Source organism: Aliirhizobium wenxiniae (assembly GCF_019511445.1).
GTDB lineage: Bacteria > Pseudomonadota > Alphaproteobacteria > Rhizobiales > Rhizobiaceae > Neorhizobium > Neorhizobium wenxiniae_A.
In genome coordinates this window covers 352,112-359,164 of the sequence record NZ_JAEUAN010000004.1, presented here as the reverse complement: position 1 = coordinate 359,164, position 7,053 = coordinate 352,112, and the positions used below count along the sequence as shown (strand labels likewise).

Sequence of the window (7,053 nt, the reverse complement as noted above, 5' to 3'; positions counted from 1 at the left end):
GAGGGGCCTTTCCCGGATATTGAGACCTCTCCGCCTGTGGGGGAGAGGTCGGTTCGTCTTACTGGACGTTGGCGCCGACGACGCTATCCCACTTGGTGGTGATGGCGGTCTTGCCCTTGTCCTGCTCGTCGAGCGTCGGGAACTTGGCCTTCTCGTAGGCGGCTGCCGGCGGCAGGGCGTCGAGCATTTCCTTCGGGATCTTGTTGTTCTTGGCAAGATCGTTGAAGCGGATCGGGTGGCAATAGCCCTTCAGATAACCGAGCTGGCCTTCGTCGGAATAGATGTATTCCATCCACAGCTTTGCAGCATTCGGGTGCGGAGCGAAGGCGGAGATCGCCTGGACATAGACGCCGGCAACAACGCCGGTTTCCGGAACGACGACTTCGAGCGGCGGATTGCCCTTCAGCGTGTCGCGCCAGGAAAGACCGTTATAGTCCCAGGCGATGACAATCGGGGTCGAGCCCTGAGCCAGCGAAGCGGACTTGCCGATGACGGGCACGAAGTTGCCGGCCTTGTTGATTTCCGAGAAGAGGGCCAGACCGGCTTCACCAGCCTTGGTGGCATCGGTTTCGCCGGCGGCGAGGCCTGCCGCGTAAACGGCCTGGACGGCCTGGTTGGAACCGCGCGGGTCACCAGCGAGAGCGACCGAGTTGGCGTAGTCGGACTTGGTCAGGTCCTTCCAGTCCTTCGGCAGTTCCTTGACGATGTCTGTGTTCACGACGAAGGAGAGGACGCCGTAATAATCGCCGTACCAGTAGCCTTCGGCATCCTTGGCGTCATCCGGGATCGAATCCCAGGTAGAGACCTTGTAGGGCTGGATCAGGCCTTCGGCCTTGGAGGACGGGCCGAAGGAGAGACCGACGTCGATGACGTCAGGGGCCTGCGGGCCGGTATTGCCCTTGTTGGCCTTGATCGCTTCGATTTCGTCGCCCGAGCTTGCGTCCGGGTTCAGTTCGTTGACCTCGATGCCATACTTCGCCTTGAAGCCGGCAATGATGTCGCCGTAACCGCACCAGCTGTGGGGCAGGGCGATGGTCGTCAGCGAGCCTTCCTTCTTGGCAGCTGCGATCAGTTCAGCGCTCGGCTCGGCAAAAGCGAAGCTTGTGGATGCAACGACTGCGGCAGTCGTCAGCGAAAGCAGGCGATGAGCGTTCTTGAGCACGGAAGTCCTCCTGAGGTTTGTTCGTGTCGGCGGCGACTCGTAGAGCCGTATCGTGAACTGTATGTGACAGGCGAGGATCTGATCATCGGGCCATAAGCCCCAGCTTTCAAAGCATTTTTTTCGTGATCGTCAAAATCGGCCGGGCTGCGGCTGTGGATAACCGGTCGCAAAGGTCGTTGTTGGAACACGCAGGACGCAATTTGGACAGATGACGTGAGAAGTTCCATTTGACGACAACCTGAAAGTGAAGAATGCTGTCGTCAATCTTTCGTTAATGCTTTCCGGCCCTCGTCGAGAACAATCGTGGCCCGGAAACCTGAGACAAATATCCTTTCAAAGGATCAGCCGAGGGATCGCGACTGATCTGAAAGACGGTTTGGCTTCAAGGGCCATACCAACAAGATCCTCCTGGGAGATGTCAAAGCTGCGCGGACCGGACACCGAAAGATCGGGTCCGGCCGGTTCATGGGCTTGTCCGGCCGCTGGGGCCGGGGCCTTTGCTTCGAGCAGGAGAAGGGGAATGGAAAGTTCATCTGCTGGCGTCAGCTACAAGAAGGCTGACGCATCCTATTTCGACAAGCGCGGTCTTTCGCGTTACGCTGGCGTCTGGTCGCTTTGGGCGCTCGGGGTCGGTGCCGTGATTTCCGGCCATTTTTCCGGCTGGAATTTCGGCTTTGCCACCGGCGGCTGGGGCGGCATGCTGGTGGCCGGCATGATCATCGCGGTCATGTATCTGGGCCTCACCTTCTCGATTGCCGAAATGAGTCCGGCGCTGCCGCATACGGGTGCCGCCTATTCCTTTGCCCGCACGGCCATGGGCCCCTGGGGCGGGTTCCTGACCGGGCTTTGCGAAAACGTCGAATATGTCCTGACGCCTGCCGTCATCGTCACCTTCATCACGGCCTATGTGAACTCGATCCTCGGGCTCGATCCGGCCTATTCGCCGCTTCTGTGGGTCTTCTTCTACGCGGTCTTCCTGTCGCTCAACGTGTTCGGGCTGGAACTGTCGTTCAAGGTGACGCTGGTGATCACGCTCGTTTCGCTGGCGGTGCTGGTGTTCTTCTGGATCAGTGCGATCCCGAACATGGATTTTTCCCGCTGGGCGCTCAATATCGGCGTCGGGCCTGACGGGGCGGCGATCGAATTGCCGGAGGGGAATGGCGAGTGGTTCCCCTTCGGTATTTCCGGTGTTCTGGCAACGCTGCCCTTTGCCGTCTGGCTGTTCCTCGCCATCGAGCAATTGCCGCTGGCAGCGGAAGAATCGGTCGATCCGAAGCGTGACATGCCGAAGGGCATCATCCTCGGCATCATCACGCTGATGATCTCGGCCTTCATGATCGTGCTGCTCAATCCGTCGCTGCCGGGTGTCGGCGCCTTCCATCTCGGTTCGGCGCTGGAGCCGCTGCTCGACGGGTTCAAAGCCGTCTATGGCGACAGCGGGGTGGTTATTCTCGGGCTGGTGGCGCTGACGGGGCTGATCGCAAGCTTCCACACGATCCTCTATGCGCAGGGACGGCAGATCTATTCGCTGTCGCGTGCCGGCTATTTCCCGACCGCGCTGTCCGTCACCCATCCCGTCTACAAAACGCCCTATGTGGCGATGATGACGGGGGCGGCGATCGGCCTTTCCGTCATGCTGGTGATCTGGTTTGCGCTCGGTGCGGAACAGGGCGGCGCGGTGATCGGCGTCGTGCTGCTCAATATGGCGGTATTCGGCGCGATGTTCTCCTACATCATGCAGGCGATCTCCTTCATCATCCTGCGTAAGAAACTGCCGAATATCGAACGGCCATTCCGCTCGCCGCTCGGGATTCCCGGTGCGGCACTGACCGTCATCATCGCGGTTGTGACGTTGCTCTACCAGATCCAGGATCCGAACTTCTTCAAGGGCGTGGTCTGGGTTGTGGTCTGGTTTGCCGTAGCCATCGCCTATTTCGCCATCGTCGGACGCCATAGGCTGATCCTGTCGCCGGAGGAAGAGTTCGCCATGGGACACAAAGAGGCTGCATCGCTCGCTTGATCAACCTCGTGTGATAGAAAGCGGAAGGCGGTTATCCATCGGATGGCCGCCTTTTTGATGCAGTGATGCATCAGTGGCGCTCATTCCTGCTTTCGCATGTCGGGAGACAAGTTTCGGTCAATGATGGTTGGTAAATGATGTTTCGCGCCGTCCCACGTCGGGGCGCTGCTTCGTGAAGACCGGTGCGGCGCATCACCCGCCAAGGATGGAAAATGCCAGTCATATCTTTCGCCAATGCCAAGGGCGGTGCGGGCAAGACGACCGCAGCACTGTTGCTGGCGACCGAGCTTGCTCATCAGGGATTTCGCATCACGATCATCGACGCCGATCCGCAGCGCTGGATCAGTCAGTGGCAGGAAGTATCCGGCAAGGTGCGGAATATCGAGGTTATCTCTGAAGTGACGATCGCCTCGCTTCACTGTCATCTGCGCGAGATGGCTTCCGTCACCGACTATTTCATCATTGATCTCGCGGGCGCTCGCGATGCGCTGGTGACGACGGCGCTCGGGCTTTCCGATCATGTCTTCATCCCGGTGCAGGGCTCGGCCATGGATGCCAAGGGAGCGGCGCAGATTCTCGATCTTTTGGCGGTGATGAAGGAAAAGGGGCGTCTGGATATCGCCCATTCCGTCGTACTCACGCGCGTCACCTCGATGGTCACGACCAAGGCGCTGCTCGCCATCAAGGGTCTGCTTGCCGCAAAGGGCGTCAATGTGCTTGCCACGCCGATCGGCGAACGAACCGCGTTCAGGGAACTGTTCGAGACCGGCGGGACGCTTTACAGCATGGACCCAGCGAAAGTCAGCAATGTCGAGAAGGCGAAGGAGAATGTCCGCGCCTATGCGGCGGAGGTTCTGCGCCTGATGCCGACAAGGATGACGCGCAGCGCGGCTGCACGGCTCATCGGGCTTGGTCGCAGTTCTGCCTGAAACCTGTTTCTCGACCAGACATGTTTATGGCCGGCTTTCGCCGGCCATTGTCGTTATGGGAGTATGGATCCCGTTTGATCCCGGGTAGTCTTAGTCGACAAACTCGACGGTCGTGCCGGGCTTCACCATCTTGGCAAGTTCTGTCGCATCCCAGTTGGTCAGGCGGATACAGCCGTGGCTGTTGGTCTTGCCGATCTTTGACGGTTCCGGCGTGCCGTGGATGCCGTAAGTGGGCTTGGAGAGCGCAATCCAGACCGTGCCGACAGGACCGTTCGGGCCCGGCGGGATCTGCAGGATCTGGGTGTTGTTGCCCTGGGTGAAGTTGATCTTCGGATTGTAGGTATAGCCCGGGTCGAGCGCGATGCGCTGGACTGTGTGGTTGCCCGATGGAGAGGGGGTGTCGGACGAGCCGATTGTTGCCGGATAGGCGGAGATCAGGTTACCGTCGGCACCATAGGCGAAGACCTGCTTGCGGGCCTTGTCGGCGATGATGCGCGTTACCTGGCCGGTCTTCGGCTGGCCGGGATTGATGACCTTGATGATCGTGCCGGGGATGGAGAAGTCGGCATTCGGATTGAGCGCCTTCAGGTAGCCCTCATCCATATGGAACTGCTCGGCCAGCTTTTCCGTCACCGAGGTAAATGACATGGCCGGCATCACCGCCTTGTGGGCGTAGTCGTCCGGGATCGAGGCGACATAGGGGCCGGCGGCGTCCGATGCGGTGATCGTATAATCGACGATCGGCATGCCGCCGGAATAGGTGAGTCGCTGCATGATTTCTTCGGAATTGTTCGGATCGAGCGTTTCACCCGTCATTTCCTGCCAGGCGGCGATCGCCTTGTTGACGTTGTCGCCGAGATGGCCGTCGATGACGCCGGGTGAAATGCCTTCGCGGTCAAGAAAAACCTGAATGGCTGCGATTTCCGCCTGCGGCTTCTTGGTGACGGTGATGACCGGCTTGTTCGGATGCAGGGTGTCTGCCGGCGGCAGGCTTGGGTTCGGCTCGAGCGAGGCCTCTTCCGGATAGGTCTGATCGACGCCCGGAAGTTCCTGTCGGTCGAGAGGCATGCGGGTGACGGAGCCGCCAATGGAGCCGGTTACCGAACCCGGCTCTTCGGGGCGATACTGGCGGTAATCCTGATATCCGCCTCTGTTGTCGTAGCGTGAAGGGTAGGTTTCCACCTGGCGCTGGTTGCGATAACCGCGCGGCGCTTCGGGATATTCTTCATAACGTTGCCGCTGGCCACCTTGACGCATTTCGGTGGCGACGATGTTGCCGTAATGATCGATATAGACCCTGCGTCCGGCACCATCACGGCTGACGATGACGTCGCGCCCGTCCGGCCTGTAATCGAGGATCGCTCCATCCGGTGCAACGAGAACGGGGCCGTCGGAATATTGCTGGTAACGTGACTGCGCCGCCGCAGGAACGAACGAGGCTCCCAGAACCGCAAGACTGATGCCGAAAAGAAAAGAGCGCTTCACGTTCTCACCGATTATAATGTTGCACACTGCTGTAATCGGGAATGTGGGTGCTTGGTTCCCGTTTGCTATGTGCATTGACTGACAAGCTAAATTTGACGCTTGTATGGAAAAATCCCAGTTTGCAATGAATGAATCATTAAATTCCGCTCACCCTTGGTAAACGCGTCGTGAGATTTTGGAGGAAATGCCAATGAAAAGCTTTGCAGCGGCGCTGGGGCCGCGGCTTCTTCTGGATGAAAGCTCGGTTCTGGATATCGGAAGCTGCTTCGTGAATGGAACCGATGTCGCGCCGGGGCGGGCAATTCCCGATGACGGGGACCCGCGAATCGATCATTCGCTCGAAGGATTTCTCTTCACCTGCGGGCCGGATCATATCCGTCATCCGGAGGCGATCGAAGGCAAAGCCTCTGACAGAAAATATTCGTTGCACGGCTCCTACTCGTCTCATCCTGCCAGGATTACGTTCTGGGATATGCAGGGCGAGGATGCTGAATGCCGCGCAGAGGTGGCCGTGACGACAGCCGATGGTGGTAAGGCGCTGCTGGAGCGCCATTGGCGGATTGACAGCCAGACCGGCGAAGTGTGCCTGCATGACCGGGTGACCAATACGGGCGATAAGCCGATGGCGCGGGTGCATATGTATCACATGAATATCGGCGCATGGCTGTTCGACGATGCGGTGCATCTGTCGGGTGAGATGATCGAGGGCGGAGAGGTGCCGTGGAGTTTCGGGCCGGATCCGGGCAGCGTTTTCTGCGTGCCGGCACAGCGTGAGGGCGAAGAATGGGCAGAGGTGTCGCTCGGTCCGATCGCGGCACTTGGCGGCTCGACGCTAAGGGTACGATTCAAGACCGACAGTCTGCCCTATCTCCAAGTGTGGCGAAACCAGAAGGACCCGGCGCATGTGCTCGGGATAGAGCCGGTTTCGCATCGTCTTGCTAGCCGGAAAGAGCTTGCGGAGAGTGGCGAGCTGATGTCGCTGCAGCCGGGTGAAACTGCGGAATATGCGCTTCGCTTTGCCTTCGCCTGAGACGCGGCGATCTTCCGTTGACGCTTGTCAAACCACCGCGTAATGCTTGCGCCACAAAAAAATGGAGGTTGCGCCATGGATATCCGCCAGATCAACGACGAGTATTCGGTTTCCGGTCAGATCACAGTCGAGGAACTGGATGAGATCAAGGCGCTCGGCTTCAAGTCTCTTGTCTGCAATCGCCCCGACGAGGAAGAACCTGGCCAGCCGCATTTCGCCGAGATCGAAGCACGAGCCAAGGAGCTTGGCCTTGAAATCCGCCACATCCCGGTCGGCCGCATGGGCCTGACGCCCGAAGGCGTGACCGAGATGGCGGATGTGCTGGAAGAGTTCCACAAGCCGATGCTCGGCTTCTGCCGTTCGGGCGCCCGCTCGACCGCGATCTACGAGCAGGCCCAGCGTTTCAAGGGCTAACCAGTTTTTCGCG

The 7,053-nt window shown here is 59.4% G+C and carries 6 protein-coding genes; 4 read left to right on the top strand and 2 right to left on the bottom strand.

Going from position 1 to position 7,053, the window contains the following annotated elements; all coding sequences use genetic code 11:
• Positions 1–58: 58 nt before the first annotated feature.
• Positions 59–1,162 carry an ABC transporter substrate-binding protein gene (locus JNB91_RS07590; protein ID WP_220324902.1) on the bottom strand — a complete coding sequence of 368 codons (1,104 nt, stop codon included), beginning with the start codon at positions 1,160–1,162 and terminating at the stop codon, positions 59–61.
• A 520-nt stretch (positions 1,163–1,682) separates the two neighbouring features.
• Between JNB91_RS07590 and JNB91_RS07585 the strand changes: the two genes are divergently transcribed.
• Both JNB91_RS07585 and JNB91_RS07580 read left to right on the top strand, forming a co-directional pair.
• The gene (locus tag JNB91_RS07585; RefSeq protein ID WP_220324901.1) at positions 1,683–3,182 is read left to right on the top strand and encodes an amino acid permease; all 1,500 of its coding nucleotides are present in this window, start codon (positions 1,683–1,685) and stop codon (positions 3,180–3,182) included.
• A gap of 212 nt (positions 3,183–3,394) precedes the next feature.
• Positions 3,395–4,111, top strand: a complete 717-nt coding sequence (locus JNB91_RS07580; protein WP_220324900.1) for a ParA family protein — start codon at positions 3,395–3,397, stop codon at positions 4,109–4,111.
• A 90-nt stretch (positions 4,112–4,201) separates the two neighbouring features.
• Here the strand turns inward: JNB91_RS07580 and JNB91_RS07575 are convergent, their stop codons facing one another.
• The gene (locus tag JNB91_RS07575) at positions 4,202–5,608 is read right to left on the bottom strand and encodes a L,D-transpeptidase (RefSeq protein WP_346269287.1); all 1,407 of its coding nucleotides are present in this window, start codon (positions 5,606–5,608) and stop codon (positions 4,202–4,204) included.
• 178 nt (positions 5,609–5,786) lie between these two features.
• Between JNB91_RS07575 and JNB91_RS07570 the strand changes: the two genes are divergently transcribed.
• Together JNB91_RS07570 and JNB91_RS07565 are read left to right on the top strand one after the other, a co-directional pair.
• On the top strand, positions 5,787–6,626 hold the full coding sequence (locus JNB91_RS07570; protein WP_220324898.1) for a DUF4432 family protein: 840 nt from the start codon (positions 5,787–5,789) through the stop codon (positions 6,624–6,626).
• Between the two features lie 75 nt (positions 6,627–6,701).
• A complete protein-coding gene (locus JNB91_RS07565) occupies positions 6,702–7,040 on the top strand; it encodes a protein tyrosine phosphatase family protein (protein WP_220324897.1) in 339 nt (112 codons plus the stop codon).
• Positions 7,041–7,053: the final 13 nt, after the last annotated feature.